We start from the raw sequence: 23875 nt of genomic DNA on the forward strand, positions 1-23875 counted from the left end.
GGGGGGGGGGCGGGCCCGGGGGGGGGGGGGGGGGGGGGGGGGGGGGGGGGGGGGGGGGGGGGGGGGGGGGGGGCCGGGGGGGGGGGGGTCCGGTGGACTCGCGGATGACCAGCCGTGGCCGGCCGTCGAGCGCCGTCTCCTCGACGTCCTCGCCGCAGCGCGCGAGGAGCAGCCGGGCGGCGGCCGCGCCGACCCGCTGCACCTGCTGGTCGACCGTGGTCAGCCGGGGGTGCAGCCAGCGGCCGAGCGGCAGATTGTCGTAGCCGACGACCGACAGGTCGTCGGGGACGCGCAGCCCGGCGCGCTGGGCCGCGCCGATGCCGCACATCGCCATCGAGTCGTTGGCGTAGACGATGGCGGTGGCGCGGTCGGCGGCGTCCAGCAGGGCCTGGGTGGCGGCGACGGCGGACACCTCGGTGAAGTCGGTGTGCAGGACCGCGTAGGGCCGCAGGCCCGCCTGCCGGAGGGCGGTTCCGAAGACACCGCCGCGCAGCCGGGTGTGCTTCAGGTCGGCGGGGCCCGCCACATAGGCGATCCGCCGGTGTCCGAGCCTGAGCAGATGGCGGACGACCTCCTCGACGGCGGCGTCCTGGTGGCCGAGGCCGACGCGGGGCACGGCGGCGGCGCGGTCGGGGGGACCGAGCAGCACGGCGGGCAGGCCGAGGCGGGCCAGCAGGGCGGGGCGCGGGTCGTCGGCGCGGGCGTCGGTCAGGACGGCGCCGTCGACGCGGCCCTCGGCCGCGAGCCGCTTGTAGAGGGCGTTCTCCTCCTGGGCCCCGGCCACCAGGTGCAGCAGCAGACCGTAGCCGCGCGGGGCCAGTTCGCCCTCGATACCGGTGATCAGCTCGCTGAAGTGCGGGTCCGCGCCGAGCACATCGGTGGGGCGCCGGACGACGAGGGCGAGGGTGCGGGTACGGGCGCTGCGCAGGGCGGCGGCGGACGCGCTCGGCGACCAGCCGAGCTCCAGCGCGGTGTCCAGGATGCGCTGCCGGGTGGCCTCCGACAGCCGGCCCTTGTCGTTGAACGCCTGGGACACGGCGGCGGTGGACACCCCGGCGGCGGCCGCCACCTGTTTGATGGTGGGGCGCCGTCCCGGTTTCGCGGCGGTCGTGCTCACGCCTTGACCGCCCCGTTGATGAGCGCCTGCTGCATGCGCTTCTGCAGCACCGTGTAGACGACCCATACGGGGATCAGGGTCAGGACGGTACCGGCGGTGAGGACACCGTAGTCGGTGCCGGTGATGGCCTTGAGGGTGGGCAGGGCCACCTGCACGGTGCGCTGCTCGGGGTCGGGGCCGATGATGACCAGCGAATACAGGTATTCGTTCCAGAAGGTGAGGAAGTTCAGCAGGAGCACGGTGGCGATGCCGGGCAGGCACATCGGTATGTAGATGTGGCGCAGCACCGTGTAGGTGGACGCCCCGTCCATCCGGGCGGCCTCCTCCATCTCCCTGGGGATGGTCCGCATGAACTGCACCAGGATCACCACCGACAGCGGCATCGCCGTCGCCGGCAGGAAGAAGACCATGAACAGCCGGGTGTGGAAGAGCCCGGTGGCGGCGGCGAGCAGGAAGGTGGGGAAGAGCGCCGCGAACGTGGGGATCAGGAAGCCCAGCGAGAAGACCTTCTCCATCGCCGAGGCGAGCCGTCCCGTCGAGCGGGCGAGCGCGAACGCGGCGGGCAGCGCCAGCAGCAGGGTCAGCGCCAGGGCCAGCACCGTCACCAGGGCGGAGTTGACGACGGCCGTGCCCAGGTCGGCGCTGTCGTAGGCGGTACGGAAGTTGCCGAAGCCCAATGACTCGGGCAGCGCGAAGGGATGGGCGAAGATCTCCTCGTTGCTCTTGAACGCCGAGGCGATGAAGTAGTAGAGCGGCACGATGAGCAGTACCGCGTAGGTCCACACCAGGATGTGTGCGGGCAGCCAGCGCTTGCCGAGTTTCATGGTGAGCCGCCTTACGGTCAGTAGTTCTGGCGGAACGCGCGGCGGATGGCGAGCAGCCCGACGAGCCCGGCCAGGAAGAGGATGACGCCGACGGTCTGGCTGTAGCCCAGGTCGGCCGCGATGAACGCCTTCTGGTAGACGAGGAAGGACAGCGTCGTGGACGAGCTGCCGGGACCGCCCTGGGTCAGCAGCAGCACATGCTGCGCCGAGCCGAAGAGCGTCCACAGGAACTGCAGCATGGTGACGACGCCGACGTAGTCGCGGATCACGGGGAAGTGGATGCGCCACATGGTCCGCCAGTGCCCGGCCCCGTCCAGCTGCGCCGCCTCGCCGAGGTCGTCGGGGACGCTGTCGAGCCGGGCGGCGAACAGGACGGCGGTGAAGCCGATCCCGCTCCACACGTCCAGGGCGATCAGACAGGCCAGGGCCGTGGACGGCGAGGCGAGCCAGGCGTCGGTGAGCGAGCCGAGCCCCACCGACTCGAGCGCGCCGTTGGCCAGCCCGTCCGGCGACAGCGCCGCGTAGAACACCATCGCCTTGGCGGGGGTGGAGATCAGGCCGGGGATGAACAGCAGATAGCGGATCACCCGGTGCCCGGGTGGCTTCTGCGCCACGTAGTAGCCCAGCATGTAGGCGCACACGATCATGATCGGCAGTGCCACCGCCAGCTGGACGGCGGTGTTGCGCACCGCGTCCCAGAAGACGGGGTCGTCCAGGACCGTGCGAACGTTGCCGAGCCCGGCGAACGACACCGGCTGGAGCATGCCCGGCCAGTGCAGGGCGGCGATCACGAAGATGGCGATCACCGGGCCGATCATGAAGACCGCGTACCAGACCAGCGCCGGGACGGCGAGGATCGTGCCGCCCTGCCGGGGTGTGCCGATACGGCCTGTGGTGGTGGGCGGTGCGGGGTGGCGGATCGCGGCCCCGCCCGGGGGCGACGTCAGCGTCGTCATGAGGTGGCTCCCGTGGAGTCGGGCTCGGGATATGAGCGAACGGGCGGGCGGTTCACGCGGAGCGGTACGCGGTCTCGAGCGCGGCGCGGACCTTCGCGGCGCTGGTGCCGCGGGTGAAGGAGGTGCTGGTCGCGGTGATCAGCGGCTGGGCGGCGGCGGGCGGCACATACACATCGGGCAGCAGCGCCTGGCTCACCGTCGAGCCCAGCCGCTGCGCCGCGGCGACCAGTGGGAAATCGGTGCTGACGGTGTCGGAGCGCAGCGCCATGTCGCGGCCGCTCTCCTTGATGAACCGGGCGACGGTGTCGGGCCGGTACATGAAGCGCAGGAACTTCTCGACCGCGTCGATCTTCTTGATGCCGTTCGGGCTGATCCAGAACCCGATCAGGGTGTAGGTGCGCAGGATGGTGGGCTTCTGGTGCGCGGCGCCGTCCGTCAGCGGCCATCCGCCGACCTCGGTGTGCCGGGCCACCTCCGGGGGCACCTTGGCCAGCGCCGAGGACATCGCCGACTCGATCGCCGCGGCCTGCGTGTTGAACTGCGTGGTCATCGAGTCCGAGGTGAGGCCCTGGGCCTTGTCGGCGAAGACACCCGCGTCGCGCAGTGTCACGAAGTACTCGATGCCTTCCCGGGCGCCCCTGCCGCCGAAGTCCCCCGTGGTGTAGGCGTGCCGGGCCTCGTCCTCGGTGAGGAACGTCTGGATGATCTGGGCGAGCAGCTTCTGCCCGGTCCAGTCGTTGCCACCGACGGTCACGGGCGCGATTCCCTTGGCGCGCAGCTTGCGGGCGGCGGCGATCAGCTCGTCGCCCGTGGTGGGTATCGCGTCGACGCCCGCCCGGTCCAGCAGGGCCCGGTTGTAGGCGATCGGCCAGTTGGTGGCGAAGTAGGGGAAGGCGCGCACCCTGCCCTTGGCGTCGGTCCACTCGGCGAGCGCCTGCGGGAGCACACGCTCCCGCAGCCCCCAGTCGTCCAGATAGCCCTTGACGTCGACCGTGGCGCCGACGTCCGTCCACGCCAGCGTCTTGTCGTAGAGGTTGACCATGACGACGTCCGGCTCCTTGCGGGCCAGCCGCGAGGTCTCGTAGACCTGCGCGAGGTCGTCGCCGTTGATGAGGTTCTTGACCTTGAGTCCCGGATGCTCCGTGCGGAACCGGTCGAGGGCCGCGAGGTAGGTGGGCGATCCCGGGGCGGTGGTGCCCAGCTGGCTGTGCACGACGAGCGTATCGGGATCGGAGTCCGCGCCGGTGAGCGCGGAGCAGGCGGAAAGGCCGGGCAGGACGGTCGCGGCGGCGAGGCCGGAACCGGCGGCGAGGAAGCCGCGCCGAGTCAGCGGTGAGTGCACTGCGGGGGTCTCCAACCAGGCGGTTAACGAGTGGTTAATCGATCTACCTCGAGGGTGTGAGGAATGTAGGAGCCACTTCGCCTCTGGTCAAGCCCTTGCCGGGACCGAAAACACACCGGACCCGCGGAACCCCATCCGCCGTCGGGAGCGGATGGGGTGCGGGTCGTACGTGGTGGCGGGCCCGTGGTGACGCGCCGGTGGTGGCGCTATTCCCAGGCCTGCCGTATCGGGGCGGCGGGGTCCGCCACCGGCGTCCAGGTCTCGGCGATGCGCATGGTCGTCCTGTGCGCACCGTCGTACGGGGGCCAGCCGGGGTCGCCCGTCCTCGCGAACCGGATCCAGGTGGCGTGGACACGGGAGGCGAGGCCGGCGGGGGGCGCGGTGGGCCCGAGGATCGCCTCGGGTCCACGCAGCCGCGCCAGCTCGGTGCGGTCGAACACGAACGGCAGCTCCATGACGTGCGAGGCGCCGAGCCGCCCGTCCAGCGCCTCCGACCGCCAGGCGAACTCGTAGACGTGGGTACGCGACGAGGAGTGCTGGGCGTGGGCGGTCGCGAGCCGCCGAGTGCCCGCGCCGAACAGGGCGTCGGTCATGATCGCGGCCCGCAGCTCGCCCGGGGACGCCCCGGGCCGTTCCCGGCGGTAGACCTCCACCAGCTTCTCGGGGGCCGGGTGCGAGCGTGCCGCCGTGGCGTGGACGTCCTCCTCGGTCGAGGACGCGAGATGGCCCGCCGGGGCCAGATAGAGGTTGCCCTCCTCGGCGGTCGTGCCGAGCAGCAGATCGACGCCCGCGCCACGTCCGGTGGCCACGGCCTCGGCCGGCTGCTGGTCCAGGACGAGGCTGAACGTGCTCAGGCCGATCAGCGGATCGAAGCGCCCGTCGACCGTGAGGTCGATCCCGGCGAGTTGGGGCATGGCCTCGACGAAGCGTTCGTCGGGGACCGACGCCAGCGCCTCCGCGGTCGCGGCGGTCCCCAGGACGCGGGCGAGGGCCCCGGTGACCCGGCTCGCCTGGGCGCGGCCGAACGCCCCCAGACCGCTGCCGCTCTGGATGATCGCCCGCTGGAAGAGCCCTTCGGCCCGTGGGTCGGCCACCACCGCGCCCACGAGGGTGGCGCCCGCCGACTGGCCGAAGAGGGTCACCCGGGACGGGTCGCCTCCGAAGGCCGCGATGTTCTCCCCGACCCAGCGCAGCGCCGCGATCACATCCAGCAGGCCCCGGTTGTCGGGGGCGTCGGGGAGGTGCAGAAAGCCGGGTATCCCGAGCCGGTAGTTGAGGGTGACCAGGACGACGCCGTCCCGGGCGAAGGTGGTGCCGTCGTAGAGCTCGGACCGGGTGGACCCGGCCACGAAGCCGCCGCCGTGCACGAACACCATCACGGGCAGGTCGTCGCGCGCGGTGTCGGGCGTCCAGACGTTCACCGCCAGGTAGTCCTCGCCCGGGACCCAGCCCTGCCCGAAGTACGGGGACATGTCGAGGTCGCCGAACGCGTCGCGCCTCGGCTGCGGTGCCGTGGGCCCCGGGGCGGTGGCATCGCGGACACCGTCCCACGGCGGGTGCGGCGCGGGCGGGGCGAACCGGGCGGCGCCGCGTGGCGGGGCGGCGTAGGGGATGTGCCGGAAGACGGTGGCGTGCTCCTCCTGGCGGCCGCGGACCGCGCCGTGGGTCGTCACGACGGTGGGGGCGGTGGTGTGGTTCGTCATGCGTGGTGTGTCTCTTCCTCGGTGTCTCTTCCGCGACACGTCTCTTCCGTGACGTCTCTTCCTCGGTATCGCTCCGGACACCGGTCACAGGCGGGTGAAGGCGGCCCATTCCTTGACGGCGAACGTGCCGCCCTCGCGGCGCACCTCGGCGGCGCCGTGGCCGCCCAGGTGGGCCGGGAAGACCAGGGCGTTCCGGTCGGCCGCCCGGCCGAGGACCCGGCGGCGGGTGGCGCGGGATTCGGCCGGGTCCTCGCAGAAGCAGCTGTTGGTGTCGGGAGCCGCGATCTGCACCGGGCTGTGCAGCAGATCCCCCACGAAGAGCGCGCGATCGCCTCGGGAATCGAGAGCGAGCACGGACGATCCCGGTGTGTGTCCGGGGGCGAGCTCCAGACGCAGATTGGCGTCGATATCGAGGCTGCCGTCCCACAGCAGCGCCTTGCCCGCTTCCCGAATGGGGGCGACGGAATCCTCGAAAACGTTCTGATTACCCCTGCCGAGCAGTGGCTTGTGCTCATTCTCCGGATTCCAGAACTCGAAGTCGCGCTCCGGGATGAGATACGTGGCGTTCGGGAAGGTCGGCACCCACTGCCGGCCGTCGAGGCGGGTGTTCCAGCCCACGTGGTCGACGTGCAGATGGGTGTTGACCACGATGTCGACGTCCTCCGGCCGCACCCCCGCCCCGGCGAGATTCCCCAGGAAGTCGGTGTTCAGATAGCTCCACACCGGTGCGTAGGGCCGGTGCTTGTGGTTGCCCACCCCGGTGTCGACGAGAATGGTCTTGCCCTCGCTGCGCAGGACCCAGGTCTGAATCGCGGACCGCACGTTATCGGTGCCGGGGTCGTAGAAGTCCGGGACCAGCCAGGAGGCATTGTCCTCCCAGACCTCCTTCGGGCTTTCCGGGAAGAAGGCCCGGGGCGCCAGGTCGACGGATCCGTAGTATTCCTCGACGCGTGTGATGGTGACATCGCCCAGGGTTATCTGCTGCATGGATATTCGCCTTGTTCATGAGACGTCGATTCGCAACAGAATCCTCGTCGGGGTGGCTCACGGGCGGTATCCGTCACCTGACTGCAGTCGCTGACGGAGGCGGGCACCCACGACCGAAAACACGTCATCGAGGCACCGAAAACTTTTCGGAGATCGATGGGGCGAGATCGTTTGCGCCGTCGATGACCACGCGTACACACCAGAGAGCAGCAGATCAGCGACGATGCGGCATCAGCGCTGGCGAGAGTTTCTACCGGAATCATTCCGGAAGAAGCGTTGACGTTGCGACGGCCCCGCAGCATACTCCGCATCGATCGTTGCCCATCGGCACACCACTGCCACCCGCCTCCGAAGAAGGGACAGCAATGGTCATCGATTCCCAGCAGGCTCGTCAGGAGCCCGGAGATCGCCGTCCTCGGTTACGCGTCCGAAGGGCGTTCAGCCTCGGTGTCGTCGGCCTCCTCACCGCGGCCGGTGTCCTCGCCCTGTCCGGTCCCGCCAGCGCCGCGAGCACCCTCGGCGGCGCGGCGGCCGCCAAGGGCCGCTACTTCGGCGCCGCCGTGGCCGCCAACCACCTCGGCGAATCCGCGTACGCCACCACACTGGACACCGAGTTCAACGCCGTCACACCCGAGAACGAGATGAAGTGGGACGCCGTCGAGAGCTCCCGGAACTCGTTCAACTTCAGCGGCGCCGACCAGATCGTCGGCCACGCCCAGGGCAAGGGCATGAAGATCCGCGGCCACACCCTGGTCTGGCACTCCCAACTCCCCGGCTGGGTGGGCGGTTTGAGCGCCACCGAGCTGCGCTCGGCGATGAACAACCACATCACCAAGGTGATGCAGCACTACCAGGGCAAGATCTACGCATGGGACGTGGTCAACGAGGCGTTCCAGGACGGCAACAGCGGTGCGCGGCGCAGCTCGCCGTTCCAGGACAAGCTCGGCGACGGCTTCATCGAGGAGGCGTTCCGCACCGCGCGTGCCGCCGACCCCGGCGCCAAGCTCTGCTACAACGACTACAACACCGACGGCCAGAACGCGAAGAGCAACGCCGTCTACAACATGGTGAAGGACTTCAAGGCGCGCGGTGTGCCGATCGACTGCGTCGGTTTCCAGTCGCACTTCAACAGCCAGTCCCCGGTCCCCGGCGACTACCAGCAGAACCTCCAGCGCTTCGCCGACCTCGGCGTCGATGTGCAGATCACCGAGCTGGACATCGAGGGCTCCGGCACGGCCCAGGCCGACAGCTACCGCCGGGTCACCCAGGCGTGTCTGGCCGTGTCCCGCTGCACCGGCATCACCGTATGGGGTGTCACCGACAAGTACTCATGGCGCGCCAGTGGCACCCCGCTGCTGTTCGACGACAACTACGCCAAGAAGCCCGCTTACACCGCGGTGCTCACCGCGCTGGGCGGCACCGGCGGTGGCGGCGGAGGCGATGGTGGCAGGTCGTGCACCGCGTCGTACTCCGAGACGCAGCGGTGGGGCGACCGCTTCAACGGCAAGGTGACGGTGACCGCCGGATCCTCGGCCATCAGCGGCTGGACGGTGACCGTGACCGTGCGTTCCGCGCAGAGCGTCTCCACGACCTGGAACGGCACTCCCAGCTGGGACGGCAGTGGCAAGGTCATGACGATGCGGCCCAACGGCAACGGCGACCTGGGCGCCGGGGCGGCCACCAGCTTCGGCTTCACGGTCATGGCGAACGGGGACTGGTCGGCCCCCACCATCGGCTCGTGCACCGCCTCCTAGCCGACCGGCAGGGGACCACACCCGCACTTCAGGAGGGACCATGACCGGACGCGGAAAGGCCGCGGCAAGACGCGCGGGCACAAGAGGCAAGGGGAAGGCGCGGCGGATCGCGCTCATCGCCGCGGCCACGGCCGCCCTGGCGGGGTTCTCCGCCGCCCCGTCCCCGGCGGCCACCCACGGCGCCGCACCCGCCGAGCGGGCCTGGGCCAACTGCCCCAATGGCTACGTGGGTCTGACGTACGACGACGGGCCGAATCCGGGGTCGACCCAGGCGCTGCTCAACGCCCTGCGGGCGGGTGGCGCGAAGGCCACCTTCTTCATCTGGGGGCTCCACGCCGACCAGTATCCGGACCTGCTCAGGGCCGAGCAGGCGGCGGGCATGTGGATCGCCAATCACACCACCTCGCACCCCCATCTCACCCAGATCGGCGAACCGGCGGCGTACAACGAGATCGCGGGCGCCCAGAACACCATCCGGCGCGTCACCGGACAGACACCCACCCTGTTCCGGCCGCCCTACGGTGAGACCAACGCGCAGGTCAGGGCCGATGAGGCGCGGCTGGGGCTGACCGAGGTGCTGTGGAGCGTGGACTCCCAGGACTGGAACGGGGCCGGCACCCAGCAGATCGTCCAGGCCGCCGCCACCATGCGGGCGGGCGGCATCATCCTCATGCACGACGGCGGTTACCAGACCACCGTCGCCGCCGTGCCGCAGATCCTCAGCGGGCTCGCGGCACGGGGGCTGTGCCCCGGCAGGATCACCGCGGGAGCGGGTGGCGGCGCGGTCGTCACGGCTCCCTGAGCGCCGTATCCGGCTGTCCGCTTCCGGCCGCGTCGCGCGGCAGCGGCCGTGGGCCCGTCCCGGCCTCCGCCGCGCCACCGGCGCCCCCGTGTTCGCCACCATGGCCACCGCGGCCGACGGTGCGCGACGGGGGCGCCGGCAACAGGCGCTGCAGCAGCGGTCCGGTCATCATCGTGGTGACCACGGCCATGGCCACCATCACGGTGAAGACGCGGCCGTCGATGACACCGAGGCCCAGGCCCACGTTGAGCAGGACGAGTTCGGTGAGCCCGCGCGCGTTCATCAGCACGCCGAGGGTGGTGGCCTGCCGTGGGGTGGCCCCGGTGAGCCGGGCGGCGGCCGCGGCGCCGATGAACTTGCCCGCGCAGGCCGCGACGAGCACGGCGAGCAGCATGGCCAGGCCCTGCCCACCGAGCCCCTGGAAGTTGACGGACAGCCCGGTGACGGTGAAGAAGACCGGGAGCAGCAGCAGGCTCGACTGCTCGATGCGCGCGGGCACCTCCGGAACGTGGGCCTCGAGCAGGCGGCGCGGTACGACGGCGCCGAAGACAAAGGCGCCGAAGACGGTGTGCAGCCCCATCGCGTCGGTGGCCCAGGCCGACAGCAGCAGACCGCTGAAGACCACGCCCTGGACCAGTGTGCTGTCCCGGTTCCAGAGCCGCTCGGGCGCCAGCAGCCAGTGCAGCGCGGGCTTGACCACGTACAGCATGCCGAGGGCGAAGAGCGCGGACAGCAGCGCCATCCGGGCGAGCGGCCAGGAGCCGTCGGCGTTCACCACGACCACCACCACGGCGAGGACGCCCCACGCCAGCAGGTCTTGCAGGGCGGCGCAGGCGAGCGCCATGGTGCCGATGCGCTCCCGGGCCAGACCGTGGTCGGTCAGGATGCGGGCGAGCACCGGGAAGGCCGTGATGGACATGGCCGCGCCCAGGAACAGCGCCGGGCCGAGCAGCCCCATCCGCCCCTGCTCGGTGAAGCCCCAGGACGCGAAGGCGACGGCCAGGCCCGTGCCCAGCGCGAACGGCAGGGCGACGGAGCTGAGCGAGACCGACACCACCTGACGGCCCCGGCCGCGCAGTTGCGCCACATCGAGGTGGTATCCCACCCCGAACATGAAGAGCACGAGGCCCAGTTGGGCCAGCAGCTGGAGGAAGGGGCGGGCCTGGTCCGGGAACAGGACCGCGGTGGGATTCCCGGGCAGCAGCCCCAGCAGACTGGGCCCCAGCATCAGGCCCGCGGCGATTTCCCCCAGCACCGCCGGCTGCCGCAGCCGCTGGGCGATCCGCCCGCAGACGACGGCCGCGGGCACGACCACGGCGAGGCCGATCAGCACATCACGGATGGTCTCTTCCAGCGCACTGCCACTCATGGCCAAGGCCCTCCCCCGTCACCGGTTCCACCCAGTCTCGGGGAGCCAACTACCGTACGGAAATGTGCACTTGGACGTCTGGACGCGAGACGTGGGCCACCTGCCACCACGGCGGCCACGGGCGTACGTGTCCACCGCCCCGCTGTTTCGGGCAGCCCGAAGCCCGGCACCGGGACGGGGGATTCACCACGGTGCCGGGCGGCTCGGTTCAGACCGTGCGCAGCGCCTCCGTGGGCGGCATCCGGGCCGCCCGCAGGGCGGGCAGCAGCCCGGCGATGGCGCCGATGGCCACGGCCGCGCCGAGCCCACCCGCCCAGGCGAGCACCGGGACGACGGTCTCCCAGCCCTTGACACCCGCGTAGACGAACGTCGCCAGCGTGCCCAGCACCACCCCGACCGCGCCGCCGAGCATGGCGAGCAGGATCGCCTCGGAGAGGAACTGCAGCCGGATGGTGCCACGGGTGGCGCCGAGGGCCCGCCGCAGGCCGATCTCCGAGCGGCGTTCGAGCACGGAGATCACCATGGTGTTGGCGACGCCGATGCCCCCGACGAGCAGGGCCACCGCCCCCAGCCCGAGGAAGAGTCCGTCCAGCGCCGACCGCGCGGCGGCACGGGCTTCGAGCGCGGCCGACGGCTGGGTGACGCTGACCTCGCTGGGGTTCTGCGGGTTGGCCGTGGCGGCCAGGACGTTGCGGACCTCCTTGACCTGGTCGGTGTCCGACCGTACGTACACCGTGGAGGGGTGGCCGTCGAAGTCCAGGTACTTCTTCGCGGCCTCATAGCCCACCAGCACGGCCGAGTCGATTTCCGGCGTCAGCTTCGCGGGCTTGAGCACCCCGGACACGTAGAACCACTGACCGCCGACCCAGATGCGCATGCCCGGGTGGACCCGGGAGATGCCCAGCCGGCTGGCGGCGTCCCAGCCGAGGACGGCCACGGGCTGCCGCGCGGTGGCGGCGTTGAGGTATCTGCCCTGGGCCATCGAGGTGCGCACCGCGGCCGGGAGGCGCAGGCTGGCAGCGTTCACCGAGAGGGAGTTGGTGTTGAGGCTCGGGATGTGCGGGCTGCGGTACGCCTCGGCGTCGGTCTTGCCGGTGCTCTGCACCGCCTCGACCGGGCCGATCCGGGAGATCATGCCCGGCGCCTCGATGGGGAGTTTGGCGTCTCCGCCGCCCAGTGACTGGCCCGGAGTGACCTTCAGCAGATTGGTGCCCAGCTTGTCGATCTCGGCGAGCAGCCCGGCCTGCGAGGAGGACGACAGCCCGAGCACCGCCACCATCGCGGCGACACCGATGGCGATGCCCAGTGCCGACAGGGCGGCCCGCATCCGGCGGGTACGCAGGCCCACACTGGCGGTCCGGCCCAGGTCGGCGGGGTGGAGCCGCCCGGGGGCGGTGGCCGTGGAGGTCATGGCAGCCGCCTCTCGGTGTCCAGCGGGTCCTCCGCCGACATGACGTCCGCGACGATGTGGCCGTCGAGCACCTCGATCCGGCGTGGCAGCCGGGCGGCCAGCTCCCGGTCGTGGGTGATCATGACGATGGTGGTGCCCTCGGCGTTGAGCTCCTTGAACAGCTTGAAGATGGCGGCACCCGCGACACTGTCGAGGTTGCCGGTGGGCTCGTCGGCCAGCACGATCGCCGGGTCACCGGCCAGGGCGCGGGCGATCGCGACCCGCTGCCGCTCGCCACCCGACAGCTGCGACGGCCGGTGGTGGACCCGGTGGCTGAGGCCGACCCGGTCCAGGGCCACCGCGGCCGCCGACAGCCGGGCCGGGCGCCGGGCGCCCGAGTACAGCATTCCGTCGGCCACGTTCTCCAGCGCCGTGGCGTGTTCGGCCAGGAAGAACTGCTGGAAGACAAAGCCGATCCGGGTGGCGCGCAACCCGGCCAGCGCCCGGTCGGACATCGCGGCCACGTCCTCCCCCACGACCCGTACCGTGCCGGAGGTCGGCCGGTCCAGGGTGCCCATGACCTGCAGCAGGGTCGATTTGCCGGAGCCGGAGGGGCCCACGATGGCCACCAAATCGCCCCGGTGGATGGTGAATCCGGCCCCGTCCAGCGCCACGACCGGGGAGGCGCCCGGATAGACCTTGGTCACGTCCTCCAGCTGCAGCACCGCCTCGCCGGTGGTCCGCACGTCGACCGGCCGCGTCTCGGTCTCCACGCCGGTCATGAGGCGGGCACCGCGATCTTCTGGCCGACCTGGAGCCCGGCGCCGCTGACTTCCACCTTGCCCTCGCTGTCGTCGAAGATCCCGGTGCGCACCGAGATCAGCTTGTGCTTGCCACTCGCGTCGACGACCTCGACGGCGTAACCGCCTCCGGCGAGCGCCAGCAACGCGTTCACCGGCACCGACAGCACGTCCTTCACGGTGTCGGAGACGATGGCCACCTGGACGGGCGCCTGGTCGAGCCCGCCGGTGGCCTTCGGGTCCTTCGGCTTGATCTGCACCTCGATGGTGGTCTTGTCGTCGGCCTGCTTGGCCACCTTCCCCACCGATGACACCTCGCCGTCGCTCGACTTGCCGTTGGGGAGGGTGATGGTCACCTTGTCGCCGACCGCCACCCCGGTCTGCTGGCTGGCGTTGAGCTCGACGGTGACCTGCCGTTTGGTCGAGGAGACCTGCAGGACGTTCTGCCCCTGCCCGGCCGGGCCACCGCGTACGGCACCGGACTTGACGACCCGCACCTCCTCGGCCGGCAGGAACACGGCCTGCCCCAGGTCCAGTTCACCCGTCTTCTTCAGGCCGACGTCCTCCTGGAGCTCCTTGAGGGCGTAGAAGGTCTGCATGCTGAAGTAGTCCGAGTCGGGGTCGATCTGTGCCTTGGTGGCGTACTTGAGGCTGACGAGCGCGGCGTTGAGCTGCCGCACATCGGCGCCCTCCGCGCCGTAGGCCAGATCGCGGTAGACCGGCTCGGCGGCGCCCTGGAGCATCACCACGGGCTTGCCGCTCACGCGGTAGAGCACCTCGCCCTGGCTGATCACATCGCCCACGGCGGGGAGCTTGGTGATGGTGCCCTTGGCGTTGTTGACGACGTCGTACGAACCCGCGTAGCCGAGCGTCCCGTTCTCCAGAGTGCGGGCCGACAGGGAGCCCTGGGTGACCTTCGCCAGCCCGGTGGGGGCGCTGGTCCTGGCCGACGAGTCCTTCTCGGACTTCTTGAACGGATCGGCCACGACGACGCCCGCGCCCCCCGCGACCACGATCGCCACGACCACGATCGCGGTCAGCCCGCGCCGCCTGCGCCGCGCCGGTGGTGGCGCGCCCTCCCGCTCCGGGGGGCTCGCTTGCTCGTCCTCGGTCGGGGTCTGGGTCGCACTCACGCCGAGCCCCCACCGGGCTTGTTGGGCTCCATGTTGCGCAGCGACTCGGGCTGGTACTGCTTGCAGGCGTCCTCCGCCTTCTTGAACTGCGGTGTGGTCGGGTCGACCTCCAGCTTGAAGCCACCGCTCTCGTCCGGGTCGGGGAAGCTGGGCACGCCGTTCTTCCGCATGCACTTGGCGTACTTGAGCTTGTCCTCGGTCGGCCACACATCGCCCGGACCGCCGCCACCCTCCTGCGGGGGCGGGGCCGGCATGTACTGCTTGCAGGCCTTCTCGGCCTTCTGGAACTCCGACGACTGCGGGTCGATTCCGCCACCCATGCCCTCACCGGGCTTCGGGTCCTTGAAATCGGGCAGGCCATTCTTCCGCATGCACTCCGCGAATTTCAGCCCATCCGCTTGTGTACCGGCATCCGGCTGCTTGGACTGCGAGTTCTTCCCGGAGCCCACGCTTGCCACGCTCTTATCGGGTTCGTTGTTGTCGCCACAGGCAGTGGCGAGCAGGGCGACCCCGGTCAGCAGCGCCGCCAGCGCGGTGGTGCGCCGCAGCCTCTTCTTGGGTGCGGCACTGCCATCCGACGGCCGCTCCGTGATAACCACCATGCCACTGTCCCCATTCCTTCGGGATTTCCTGTACCTCCTGTTTTAGCGAGGGGGCGGTTTCGCCGAGGTTTCAGTGGAGGTTACGGCCGACGATCCGCAGGTCCCGGGCCGCCGGGCATACGGAAGCCCCGGGCCGCCGGGCATACGGAGGCCCCGGGCCGCCGGACGGGTGGTTCGGCGGACCGGGGCAGAGGGGCACCCGGCGGGGCACCGCACGCGGTTGCGCGCGAGGTTACGCCGGCCCCGGCGCCCCTGCGGGCAGGTGCCGCTGGCAGGCCTTGTGGGCGTCCCGGAACTCGGGCGACTTGACGTCGATCCCGGCCTCCTCGGGCGCGAAGCCGCCGCCCTTCGAGTCGGGGAAGTCGGGCACTCCGTTCTTCCGCATGCAGTCCACGTACTTCGTCAGATCGGGCATCCCACCGGGCGGCGGTGAGGCCCGGCGGCCCTCGGGCATCAGCCGTTCGCAGGCTTTCTCCGCCTTCTTGTACGCATCGCCCTTGACGTCTATGCCGCTGCTCGGGTCGAGCAGAATGGAGCCGTTCGCGGCGGGATCGGGAAAGTCCGGCACACCGTTGTCCCGGAGGCATTCGACGAAGGCCATGCTTTTGGCCTTCTTGTCCCCCGCCCCGGCGCTGCCGGAGGACTTCGGGGAATCGTCGGAGCCGAGCGCGAAACCCAATCCCCCCGCCACCATCGCGATCGCCAGAGCGGCCCCCAGCGAAACGAGCAGAATGCCTAATCTGCCCGGCCGGCGCGTGCCCTCGGGCGACTCACCGGCGGCCGCGTTTTCCTTCTCGTCCATACTCTCTCCACCCTCTCCCTAATTCTTCGTCAGCAGCTGCGCGGAAATGAGCCGACCGATCGTCTCGAGGGGCTCTCCGGTGAGCATCCCGTCGTGATCGGAGGCGATCAGGACCGGTTCGATATGCCCGTCGACGTACGGCGCCCAGCTGTCCGGAGCCGGCGCCGCGGGAGCCGTCACGGGCCGACCCTCCGTCACGGGTCGCTCCTCCGTCACGGGCCGCCCCTCCGTGGCGACGAAGAGCAGCAGATCTCCGTGGAAGACGCCGGGCGTGTGGTGCTGGAAGAGCCGGACGTTGTTGGCGTTGACCCTCTGAATCTCGGAGAGCGTCCGCACCCGCCTGCGCCGCCCGCCACGGGGTCCTTCGGCGGACTCGTCGGCGTGCCCATCGGTCGGCTCCACCTCATCGGCGCCGGGGTAGCCATCGAGGCTGACCAGGAGGTCCACCATTTCGCCCTGCTGCTGGAGGAGCGCCGCCATCGCATGGGCCACGGTGCCGCCGAACGACCAGCCGAGGAGGTGATAGGGCCCGGCCGGCTGCACAGTCCGGATCCTCGCCACGTAGTCCACGGCCATCTCCTCGACCGTCCGCGGCAGTGACTCATCCTTGCCGAAGCCGCGAGCCTGCAGCGCGTAGACCGGGCGGTCCGGCGGCAGGTGGTCGGTGAGTTCCGCATAGCAGCGCCCCAGGCCGGTGCTCGGGTGGACGCAGAACACGGGCGGCCGGTCGCCTTCGGTCCGGAGCGGCAGCAACAGGCCGGTGCCGTCGGAGTCGGTGTGGTCGGTGCCGTCCTCCATACCGTCGAGCAGCCGGGCCACGTCGGCCACCGTCGGCGCGGTGAACAGCGCGCGGATGCCGACCTCGGCGCCAAAGGCGGCGTGGATCTGGGCGATCAGCTTCATCACCAGGATCGAGTCGCCACCGAGCTCGAAGAACGACGCCTCGGCACCCACCTCGTTCAGGCCGAGCACCTCGGCGAACAGCGCGCAGAGACGATCCTCGGTGGGCGTCTCCGGCCCGCGTCCTGCCGTCGCCGCGCCGGTGAAGTCGGGAGCGGGGAGGGCGGCGCGGTCCAGTTTGCCGTTCACCGTGATGGGCAGTGCGTCGAGCGTCACAAACGCGGCCGGGATCATGTAGTCGGGAAGCCGGTCAGCGAGGAACGTTCGCAATTCGGGCACATCCGCCGCGTCGTCCAGCACGATGTAAGCGACCAGGCGTTTGTCCCCCGTACGGTCCTCCCGGGCGATGACCGCCACCTGGCCAACGCTCGGATGGGCGGCGAGGACGGTCTCGATCTCGCCGGGCTCGACACGGAAGCCACGCACCTTCACCTGGGCATCGGCACGGCCACCGAAGACGAGTTGGCCATCCCTGGTCCACTTGGCGAGGTCACCCGTGCGATACATCCGCCCGTCCCTGAAGGGGCACGCCACGAAGCGCTCCGCGGTCAGCCCGGGACGCCCGAGATAGCCACGCGCAAGCCCCGGACCCGCGACATACAGCTCACCCAGCACACCCACGGGGACCGGGTGGAGACGCTCATCCAGTACATAGACGGCGGTGTTCGAGATCGGACGCCCGATGGGCACCGAGCCCGAGCCGTACGCCTCCAGCGGCGTGCTCAGCGTCGCGCACACGGTGACCTCGGTCGGCCCGTATCCATTCACCATCAGACGCCCCGGCGCCCACCGTTCCACCAGCCCCGGCGGACACACCTCGCCGGCCACCACCACCGTGCTCAGGCTCTCGGGCAACTCCTCCACCGCGGCCAGCACCGACGGCGACAACGACATATGCGTGACACCGAACTCCGCCACCACCTCGCTCAACGACCCATTGGGCGGGAGCCTGTCCGGGTCCGCCATGACCAGGGCGGCGCCCGAGAGCAGCGCCATGAACAGCTCCCACACCGAAGCGTCGAAGCTCAGCGACGCCAGCTGCAACACCCGCGCACCGGCACCCACCGCAAAGCGGATCTGCGCGGCAGCCATGTTCCCGATGCCGCGATGCGTCACCGCCACGCCCTTGGGACGGCCCGTCGAGCCCGACGTATAGATCACATACGCCACGTCATCGACACCGACGGAAACCGCGGGCGCGGGGTCCGCAACCACATCCGACGGATCCCACACCAGGCACTCCACCCCGGCCGGAACCAGCCGCCGGGTCTCCTCGGAACAGAGAACCAGCGCAGGCGCCGAGTCCTCGACCATCCACCCGATCCGCTCCACCGGATACGCCGGATCCACCGGCACAAACCCCGCCCCGGCCTTGGCGATCCCCAGCAACACCCCCACCACATCCGCCGACCGCTCCAACACCACGGCGACCAGATCACCGCGCCCCACACCCCTCGCGGCCAGCACCCCGGCCACCCGATCCGCCCGCTTCCTCAGCTCCCCGTACGACCACTCCTCACCACCCGAACCGACCACCGCCACCGCATCCGGCGACAGCGCGGCCCGCTCGTCGAACAACTCCGCCAACGGCCCCACGGGAACATCCCGCTCGGTGGCATTCCACTCCTCCAGCACCCGCGCCCGCTCACCCGGGCCCAGTACGGCGACCTCACTCACCCGAGCCGCAGGATCCGAGGCAACCTGCTCCAACACCCGCACCAGCCGCTCGGCCAGCCCCTCCACCGTCCGTTCGTCAAAGAGATCGGTGGCATACAGGAACGCGCCGTCAATCCCACCCGGATCGCCGTTGCCATCGCGGTGCTCGGCCAAATCCAGAGCCAGATCCACCCGCGCCGCAGCCTCCGCCGCCGACTCCAGCGGACGCACCCGCAACCCCGGCAGATCCCACAGCCGCCCCTCACCCGCAGGCGCCCCCTGAAGCCCCAACGACACCTGAAACAGCGGATTACGCCCCAACGACCGCGCAGGATTCAGGTCCTCCACCAACCGCTCGAACGGCACATCCTGATGGGCATACGCATCCAGATCCGCCTCCCGCACCCGAGACAACAACTCCACGAACGTCGGGTCGCCACTCACATCACTCCGCAACACCAACGTGTTGACGAAGAACCCCACCAGCCCGTCCAAGGCCGCATCCCCGCGCCCCGCCACCGCCGTACCGACCGGGATGTCCTTCCCGGCACCCATCCGCGACAGCAGCAGCGCCAGCGCCGCCTGGACGACCATGAACATCGTGGCCCGCCCGCGCTGGGCGAGTGCCACCAGCCGGGCGTGGACCTGCGGGCTCACCCGGACCGGCACGGATCGGCCCCGGAAGGAGGAGACGGCGGGCCGGGACCGATCCACGGGCAGGACCAGCTCCTCCGGCGCACCGGCCAGCGCCTCGCGCCAGTAGCCGAGCTGGCCGCTGATCACGCTGTCCGGGTCCTCGAGGGTGCCCAGCACCTCACGCTGCCACAGCGCATAGTCCGCGTACTGCACCGGCAGCGGCTCCCACCCCGGCGCACGACCCGCCCGACGCGCCGCATACGCCACCCCGATCTCCTGACCCAACACACCCATCGACCAGCCATCAACCGCGATGTGATGCGCCACGATCAACAGCACATACTCCGACGCACCCGTCTTCAACAGCCGCGCCCGCCACGGCAGATCAACGCTCAGATCAAAGGCGCGAGCGGCATAGCCGCCGAGTACCTCCGCAAGGTGTTCCCCCGCGGTCTCCACCACGATCAGCGGCGGCCGGCCCGCCTCGCCCGTCAGCACATGCTGGCGCGGTTCACCATCGGTCTCGGGAAAGACCGTACGCAGACTCTCGTGCCGGTCGGCGACATCCCCGAGCGCCGCCTCCAGAACGACTCTGTCGAGCTCGCCCGAAAGCCGGAGCGCCAACGGCAGGTTGTAGCCCGCGCCTTCCCCCACGCCTTCGAGGCGGTTGAGGAACCACATCCGGCGCTGGGCGTACGACAGGGGTACGGAGTCCGGCCGGGCGAACGGCACCAGCGCGGGACGGGCCGCCCGACCGTCCGCGTCGCCTTCTTCCTCGATACGGCGGGAGAGGAGGGCGACCGTGGTGGCGGTGAAGAGCTCACGGATGGTGATCCGGGTGTCGAGCACCGCCCGGACCCTGGCAATGAGCCGCATCGCCAGGAGCGAGTCGCCGCCGAGTTCGAAGAACGAGGCATCGGCACTGACCCGCTCCACGCCGAGCACCTCGGCGAACAGCCCACAGAGGATCTCTTCGGTCGGCGTGGCCGGACCCCGGCCCGCCACGGCGACTGTGGCATCGGGGGCGGGGAGGGCGGTGCGGTCCAGCTTGCCGTTGACGGTGAGTGGCAGCGCGTCCAGCACCATGACGGTCGGGACCATGTACTCCGGCAACCGGTCCTCGGCGAACTCCCGTACGGCCGCCACGTCCAGCTTCCCGTTGGGGACGACGTAGGCGACCAGTCGCTTGTCCCCCGGCCCGTCCTCGCGGACCACCACCGCGACCTGGGCCACGGCCGGGTGGCTGCCGAGTACGGCCTCGATCTCACCGGGCTCGACCCGGAAACCACGCACCTTGACCTGCTCATCGACCCGGCCCGCGAAGACCAGATCACCCTCGGCGGTCCACTTCGCCAGATCGCCACTGCGATACATCCGGCCACCCGGAACGGCGAACGGACAGGCGACGAAACGCTCGGCGGAGAGTCCTGGCCGACCGATATAGCCCCGGGCCAGACCGGCACCGGCGATGTACACCTCGCCGATCACACCAACAGGCACCGGCCGGAGGAACGGATCCAGCACAAACACCTTGTTGTTAGGCAGCGGCCGACCGATAGGAGGTGCCGCGTCCAGCCCGGCTTTCAGTGCGGTCGCGGTGGCGGTGGTGATGACGGTGGCCTCGGTCGGCCCGTAGGTGTTCCATACCCGCGCACCCGCCGACCACCGACCAGCCAGCTCCGCACTCAACCGCTCCGCACCCAGCACCCAGTTCTCCACACCCGGGACGGCATCCGGATCCAGCACCCCCAGCAACGACGGCACCACACTCGCCACCCGCACCCCACACCGGCCGATCATCTCCGCCAGCGCCTGCGGATCCTTACGCTCCTCCGCACGCGCCACCGCGAGAGTTCCGCCAGCAGCCAGGGTGACCGCGATGTCGAGGACGGCGGCGTCGAAGCTGAACGACGCGAACTGCAACGCCACCACACCCGCATCCATCCCCAGCACCGGACGCATCGCCTCAGCCAGATTCACCACACCACCATGCGCGACAGCCACGCCCTTCGGCCGCCCCGTCGAACCCGACGTATAGATCACATACGCCAACTGATCAGGAACGATGACCGTCCCCAACGGCTCTGCGGAAAAGCTCTCCGCCTCCTCCATACGCACAACACGGACACCACCGACCGGCACCCCGGCCAAGCTCTCCGACGTACCGAGGACAACCTCGGCGCCACTGTCCGCGATCACAAACCCCAACCGGTCCGCCGGATACTCCGGATCCAACGGAATGAACGCACCACCGGCCTTCCACACCGCCAACTCCGCCACCACCACATCCACCGACCGCGCCAAACACAACGCAACCCGCGACTCCCGACCCACACCAACACCGACCAACAACCGCGCCAACCGATTCGCCCGCCGGTCCAACTCCCCATACGAGAGCGCAACTTCACCGCATCGCACCGCCACCACATCCGGCGCCGCCGCAACCCACGCCTCGATACGCTCCACGATCGAACCCGCGGGCAGGGTGGCCTCGGTGGCATTCCACTCCGCCACCACCCGCGACCACTCCGCTTCCCCCAGCACCTCCAGCCGACCGACCAACGTCTCCGGATCGGCCGCCATCTGCCCCAGCACCCGCAGCACCTGGTCGACCAGCCCCTGAGCCGTCTCCTCGTCGAACAGGTCCGGCCGGTAGCTCAGCCGCATGCCCAGGCCGCCGCTCGGGCCGACCACCAGGCCGAGCGGGTAGTTGATCGACTCCCGGAGGCCATGTTCGGTGAACCGCAGACCGCCCGGTCCACGTCGCTCGCTCCGCTCGCCCGATGGTGTGTCGCCCGACGGTTTCCGGGCGTTCGTACCCGACGGGAAGCTCTCGAACGCCATGATGGTGTCGAACGTGGCTCCGGGCCCGGCCTGCCGCTGGATATCGCTGAGGCTCAGGTACTGGTAGTCCACCAGCGCCGCCTGCTCGGCCTGCAGCTCCGTCAGCAGTTCGGCCACCGACCGCGCCGGGTCGAAGCGCACGCGTACGGGCAGCGTGTTGATGAAGAGCCCCAGCATGCTCTCCATACCCGGCAGGTCCAGCGGCCGTCCGGCCACGCTGGCGCCGAACACCACGTCCCGTCGGCCGGTCAGCTTGCCGACGACGAGCGCCCAGGCGGCCTGGACGACCGTGTTCAGGGTGAGGCCGTGGAAGCGGCGCGTCAGGTCGCGCAGTGCCTGGTCAAGCTCCTTGCTCGCCCTGCCGGACACCATGGCGGAGTGGGCCGGCGCCCCGTTGTACTCGGCCGGGGCCACCAGTGTCGGCTCGTCCGCCCCGGTCAGCGTCTTCCGCCAGGCCGCCATGGCCTCTTCCTTGTTCTGGCGGGCGAGCCAGGCGAGGTAGTCACGGTACGGCGTGACGGGCGGCAACCCGTGCGCGCTGCCCCCAGCCTCGTAACACGTCCACAACTCCCGCATCAGCACCGGCAACGACCAGCCATCCAGCAGGATGTGATGCAGCGTGACCATCATCCGGTACTCATCCGGCCCGACCTTGACCAGCAACACCTTCAGCAACGGCGGCACCGCCAGATCAAACCGCCGCTCCCGCTCCCCGATCCCCAACCGCTCCGACTCCACCCGGGCCGCATCCGCGTCCAGCCCGGACAGGTCCTCCTCCCGCCACGGCAGGGTCACCCGGCGCATGATGAGCTGGACCGGGGCCCCGGATGCGCGCCGCTGGAAACCCGCGCGCAGGCTCTCGTGCCGGTCGAGCAGTGCCTGCCAGGACGCCCGCAGCACCGCGGAGTCCAGCTTGCCCTCCAGGCCGATGATCATCTGCTCGACGTAGACGTCGATGCCCTCCTCGTCGTACACCGCATGGAACAGCAGGCCCTCCTGCAGCGGCGACAGCGGCCATACCCCCACCAGAGCGGAGTCGGTCATCTCAAGCTCCTTCGTCCATCTGCTGCGCTGTCGCTTCGAACTCGTCCAATTCGCTCTGGCTGATGTCCACCAACGGGAAGTCGGATGGGGTGTGGCCACCGATATCGGTGTCGCCGTCGACGTCCGTGGTGTGCATGGCCAGGCCGGTGAGCATCGCGGCCCAGCCGTCCAGCAGGCTCCGGGCCGCCGACTCCGTCAGCAACTCGGACGGCCAGGACACGATGAGGGTGAGCCGCGGACCGTCGGACAAGTCGTGGACGACGCCCATGACCTCCAGGGCGTGCATGACGGGGATCCGGTCGTTGGTGCCACCACCTCGGCCACCATCACCGGCGGTCTGCCAGGCATGTTGTTCGGCCGGCTGCTGACCCTGACTGCCCTGGTTCTGGTGGCCGGGGAACCTGCCCAGGTAGTTGAAGCCAATCTGAGCGGTGGGCAGGGCCGCGAGGGCGGGTGCGGTCTCGGGGTTGAGATGGCGCAGTAGACCGTGGCCGAGGCCGTCGCCCGGGACCGCGCGGAGCTGTTCCTTGACGCGTTTGATGGCCCGCCCCGCGGCGGCCCCGCCGGAGCGCAACTCCATGACGTCGACAACGCCGATGTCGAGCCGCACCGGGTAGCTGCTGGTGAACCAGCCGACCGTGCGCGTCAGGTCCACACCCTCCGCCAGCGGGACCCGGCCATGGCCCTCGATGTCCAGCAGCACCCCGGCCGTGTCCTGGCCCCGGCGGCGCCGCCACTCGGCCAACGCCGCCGTCAGGCCGGTCAGCAGTACGTCGTCGACGCCCGCGTGGAACGCCGTCGGCACGCTGGTCAGCAGTGCCGATGTGACCTCCGTTGACACCTTCACCGACAGCTGCCGGACGGTGGCTCCGAGATCTCGCTCCGGGTCCACGGGCCGCGAGGTGAGGAGGGGGTCCTGACCGTCCAACAGCTGTGTCCAGGTGGGGAGTTCGGCGAGCCGTTGTTGGCCGGTGGCTTCGGTCCGCAGGGCGCGGGCCCAGTGCCGGAATGACGTGGGCACCGGTTCCAGCACGACCTCACGGCCGGCGGCCAGTTCGGAATAGGCCTCGGCCAGGTCGGGCACGAGGACGCGCCAGGAGACACCGTCCACCACCAGGTGGTGGACGGTGAGCAGGAGCCGTCCGGGGGTGTCCGGGCCGAGGTCGAACCAGATCACCTGCAGCATCACGCCCGCGCGCGGATCGAGCCGGTCG

The 23875-nt window shown here is 70.4% G+C and carries 16 protein-coding genes; 2 read left to right on the top strand and 14 right to left on the bottom strand.

Annotation, left to right across the window (positions count from 1 at the left end):
• The 6 genes from NP777_RS45305 to NP777_RS45330 form a co-directional block, all read right to left on the bottom strand.
• The coding region (locus NP777_RS45305) for a LacI family DNA-binding transcriptional regulator (RefSeq protein WP_256656043.1) at positions 1-1117 on the bottom strand (1117 nt) is incomplete at its 3' end.
• On the bottom strand, positions 1114-1941 hold the full coding sequence (locus NP777_RS45310; protein ID WP_256656044.1) for a carbohydrate ABC transporter permease: 828 nt from the start codon (positions 1939-1941) through the stop codon (positions 1114-1116). The genes NP777_RS45310 and NP777_RS45305, both read right to left, overlap by 4 nt.
• Positions 1942-1958: 17 nt before the next feature.
• The gene (locus tag NP777_RS45315) at positions 1959-2897 is read right to left on the bottom strand and encodes a carbohydrate ABC transporter permease (protein ID WP_256656045.1); all 939 of its coding nucleotides are present in this window, start codon (positions 2895-2897) and stop codon (positions 1959-1961) included.
• A 52-nt stretch (positions 2898-2949) separates the two neighbouring features.
• On the bottom strand, positions 2950-4239 hold the full coding sequence (locus tag NP777_RS45320; protein ID WP_256656046.1) for an ABC transporter substrate-binding protein: 1290 nt from the start codon (positions 4237-4239) through the stop codon (positions 2950-2952).
• A gap of 206 nt (positions 4240-4445) precedes the next feature.
• Positions 4446-5942, bottom strand: coding sequence for a carboxylesterase/lipase family protein (locus tag NP777_RS45325; RefSeq protein WP_256656047.1), 1497 nt, complete (start codon positions 5940-5942; stop codon positions 4446-4448).
• Positions 5943-6026: 84 nt separating this feature from the next.
• Positions 6027-6929, bottom strand: coding sequence for an MBL fold metallo-hydrolase (locus NP777_RS45330; RefSeq protein ID WP_256656048.1), 903 nt, complete (start codon positions 6927-6929; stop codon positions 6027-6029).
• A gap of 365 nt (positions 6930-7294) precedes the next feature.
• Here NP777_RS45330 and NP777_RS45335 point away from each other — a divergent pair, with 365 nt between their 5' ends.
• Together NP777_RS45335 and NP777_RS45340 are read left to right on the top strand one after the other, a co-directional pair.
• Positions 7295-8683, top strand: coding sequence for an endo-1,4-beta-xylanase (locus NP777_RS45335; protein WP_256656049.1), 1389 nt, complete (start codon positions 7295-7297; stop codon positions 8681-8683).
• A gap of 40 nt (positions 8684-8723) precedes the next feature.
• Positions 8724-9485, top strand: coding sequence for a polysaccharide deacetylase family protein (locus NP777_RS45340; RefSeq protein ID WP_256656050.1), 762 nt, complete (start codon positions 8724-8726; stop codon positions 9483-9485).
• On the opposite strand, the gene NP777_RS45345 is transcribed toward NP777_RS45340, so the two are convergent.
• The 8 genes from NP777_RS45345 to NP777_RS45380 form a co-directional block, all read right to left on the bottom strand.
• Positions 9472-10854 (bottom strand): cation:proton antiporter, encoded by a 1383-nt coding sequence (locus NP777_RS45345; protein WP_256656051.1) that lies wholly within the window; start codon positions 10852-10854, stop codon positions 9472-9474. The genes NP777_RS45340 and NP777_RS45345 overlap by 14 nt on opposite strands.
• Before the next feature lie 208 nt (positions 10855-11062).
• Positions 11063-12265: an ABC transporter permease gene (locus tag NP777_RS45350; protein WP_256656052.1), complete on the bottom strand. Its 1203-nt coding sequence runs from the start codon at positions 12263-12265 to the stop codon at positions 11063-11065.
• Positions 12262-13026, bottom strand: coding sequence for an ABC transporter ATP-binding protein (locus NP777_RS45355; RefSeq protein ID WP_256656053.1), 765 nt, complete (start codon positions 13024-13026; stop codon positions 12262-12264). Before NP777_RS45355 ends, NP777_RS45350 begins: the two co-directional genes overlap by 4 nt.
• Positions 13023-14177 carry a peptidoglycan-binding protein gene (locus NP777_RS45360; protein WP_256656054.1) on the bottom strand — a complete coding sequence of 385 codons (1155 nt, stop codon included), beginning with the start codon at positions 14175-14177 and terminating at the stop codon, positions 13023-13025. Before NP777_RS45360 ends, NP777_RS45355 begins: the two co-directional genes overlap by 4 nt.
• Complete coding sequence (locus tag NP777_RS45365; protein ID WP_256656055.1) at positions 14174-14779, bottom strand: hypothetical protein; 606 nt, start codon at positions 14777-14779, stop codon at positions 14174-14176. Before NP777_RS45365 ends, NP777_RS45360 begins: the two co-directional genes overlap by 4 nt.
• 232 nt (positions 14780-15011) lie before the next feature.
• Positions 15012-15581: a hypothetical protein gene (locus NP777_RS45370; RefSeq protein ID WP_256656056.1), complete on the bottom strand. Its 570-nt coding sequence runs from the start codon at positions 15579-15581 to the stop codon at positions 15012-15014.
• A gap of 18 nt (positions 15582-15599) precedes the next feature.
• The gene (locus NP777_RS45375) at positions 15600-22661 is read right to left on the bottom strand and encodes an amino acid adenylation domain-containing protein (protein ID WP_256656057.1); all 7062 of its coding nucleotides are present in this window, start codon (positions 22659-22661) and stop codon (positions 15600-15602) included.
• 1 nt (position 22662) lies between these two features.
• A partial coding sequence (locus tag NP777_RS45380) for a condensation domain-containing protein (RefSeq protein WP_256656058.1) occupies positions 22663-23875 on the bottom strand: 1213 nt, incomplete at its 5' end.

The organism is Streptomyces rugosispiralis, assembly GCF_024505145.1.
In the GTDB taxonomy this organism is placed as follows: Bacteria; Actinomycetota; Actinomycetes; order Streptomycetales; family Streptomycetaceae; genus Streptomyces; species Streptomyces rugosispiralis.

Coding starts and splice junctions, on each gene's coding strand:
- NP777_RS45310 (WP_256656044.1), bottom strand. CDS start 1,941: ATGAAACTCGGCAAGCGCTGGCTGCCCGCACACATCCTGGTGTGGACC.
- NP777_RS45315 (WP_256656045.1), bottom strand. CDS start 2,897: ATGACGACGCTGACGTCGCCCCCGGGCGGGGCCGCGATCCGCCACCCC.
- NP777_RS45325 (WP_256656047.1), bottom strand. CDS start 5,942: ATGACGAACCACACCACCGCCCCCACCGTCGTGACGACCCACGGCGCG.
- NP777_RS45330 (WP_256656048.1), bottom strand. CDS start 6,929: ATGCAGCAGATAACCCTGGGCGATGTCACCATCACACGCGTCGAGGAA.
- NP777_RS45335 (WP_256656049.1), top strand. CDS start 7,295: ATGGTCATCGATTCCCAGCAGGCTCGTCAGGAGCCCGGAGATCGCCGT.
- NP777_RS45340 (WP_256656050.1), top strand. CDS start 8,724: ATGACCGGACGCGGAAAGGCCGCGGCAAGACGCGCGGGCACAAGAGGC.
- NP777_RS45345 (WP_256656051.1), bottom strand. CDS start 10,854: ATGAGTGGCAGTGCGCTGGAAGAGACCATCCGTGATGTGCTGATCGGC.
- NP777_RS45350 (WP_256656052.1), bottom strand. CDS start 12,265: ATGACCTCCACGGCCACCGCCCCCGGGCGGCTCCACCCCGCCGACCTG.
- NP777_RS45355 (WP_256656053.1), bottom strand. CDS start 13,026: ATGACCGGCGTGGAGACCGAGACGCGGCCGGTCGACGTGCGGACCACC.
- NP777_RS45365 (WP_256656055.1), bottom strand. CDS start 14,779: ATGGTGGTTATCACGGAGCGGCCGTCGGATGGCAGTGCCGCACCCAAG.
- NP777_RS45370 (WP_256656056.1), bottom strand. CDS start 15,581: ATGGACGAGAAGGAAAACGCGGCCGCCGGTGAGTCGCCCGAGGGCACG.
- NP777_RS45375 (WP_256656057.1), bottom strand. CDS start 22,661: ATGACCGACTCCGCTCTGGTGGGGGTATGGCCGCTGTCGCCGCTGCAG.